At 65.2% G+C, this 1,548-nt stretch carries 1 protein-coding gene; it reads right to left on the reverse strand.

Features of this window, described 5'->3' with window-relative positions; all coding sequences use genetic code 11:
• A partial coding sequence (locus tag ACH4YL_RS40765) for an IS1182 family transposase (protein WP_398512593.1) occupies positions 1-1,229 on the reverse strand: 1,229 nt, incomplete at its 3' end.
• Positions 1,230-1,548 lie beyond the last annotated feature (319 nt).

The following is a 1,548-nucleotide window of genomic DNA, read 5'->3' on the forward strand; positions in this document are numbered from 1 at the left end:
ATGTGGTCGAGCCGGCGCTGCATGGCCTCGATCACCGCCTCATGCTCCCAGCGCTTGATGCGGCGCTGCTTGCCGGTGGTGCACTGGTCCTTGACGCGGCAGGCTCCGCAGGCGTCGGCCCAGTAGGTGTGGAGCATCATATCCTTCTCGACCGACGAGAAGCGCCATGTGAGCGTCTCGCCGGCAGGGCATCGATAGGTGTCGCTCGGAGCGTCATAGGTGAAGTCCTGCTTGCCCCAGCGCCCATCGGCCTTGGCCCCTGATGTCAGGGGCTTGGGGACGATGGCGTTGATGCCGATCTCGTCGCACGCCAGCACCTCCTCGCCCGAGAAGTAGCCGCGATCGGCCAGCACGGTCAGCACCTCGGTTGCCGTGGCGTCTTTCGCCTGGCGCCCCATGTTCGCGAGCTGGCTGCGGTCGTGGCCGACATTGGTGACCTTGTGAGCCACGATCAGATGATGTTTGGCGTCGACCGCCGCTTGAACGTTATAGCCGACGAGGCCGGTGCCCTTGCCGTTGGTGGCCATGGCGCGGGCGTCGGGGTCGGTCAGCGAGACTTGACGATCGGGCGCCTCCGCGACGACGCGGTCCATCGCCTGAAGGTCCCGCATCTGCTGGCGCAGGCGATCGAGCCGCTCCTTGAGGCGGACGCTGCGCATCTGCGCCAGCTCATCCTCCTGCCGATCGGCCGTATCGAGCATCGACAGATAGCGCGCGATGCTTGCCTCCACCTGCTCCATCCGGCGGCGGATCGCGCCGGGCGTAAAGTTCCTGTCGCGCGTGTTGACGGCCTTGAACCGGCTGCCGTCCACGGCAACCGTGCCGCCCGCCAATAGGCCGAGCTGGCGGCACAGCACGACGAACTGCGCGCAGGCGGCCCGGATCGCAGCACCATTGTCCCGGCGAAAGTCGGCGATCGTCTTGAAGTCGGGCGCAAGTTTGCCCGTCAGCCACATCACCTCGACGTTGCGGCCGGCCTCGCGCTCCAGCCGGCGGCTCGACTGAACCTGGTTGAGGTAGCCGTAGAGGTACAGCTTAAGAAGGGTAGCGGGATGGTATCCAGGCCGCCCCGTCGAGGCCGGGCCGGTAAAGCCCATCGTTCCCAGATCGAGCTCGTCGATGAAGACATCCACCACCCGGACCGGGTTGTCTTCGCTGACGTAATCCTCAAGACAGTCGGGCAGGAGCAGTCTCTGCTGCCGGTTCTCGCCTTCGATGTAGCGCGCCATGCAAGCCCTCGGATCGCTCCAAGAAAGCCTACCAGATCAGCTCGTTTCCACACAGCCTCCACCCATGCCGGTCATTGGCGAAACGGCCGCTCGCGACCCCATTCCGGTCATTCGGCGCCACCCCCCTGCTGCGCAAATTGCCCCTTAGCTGCCGCCGATGTCCCCGACGACGAACGCAATCGGCGCGCTTGAGGCGTTGCTATGATTGAGAACCTCCATGGGGTTTCAACCCGTGGCGAGAGACTTGGACAGAGCCGCCGCACCGATGTCGTCGACGCACCAGCTTCCCGTTGGTTTGCGGCTCTCGATCACGCTAACC

The sequence above is a fragment of the Streptomyces sp. NPDC020681 genome (assembly GCF_044334895.1).
Taxonomy (GTDB): Bacteria; Actinomycetota; Actinomycetes; order Streptomycetales; family Streptomycetaceae; genus Streptomyces.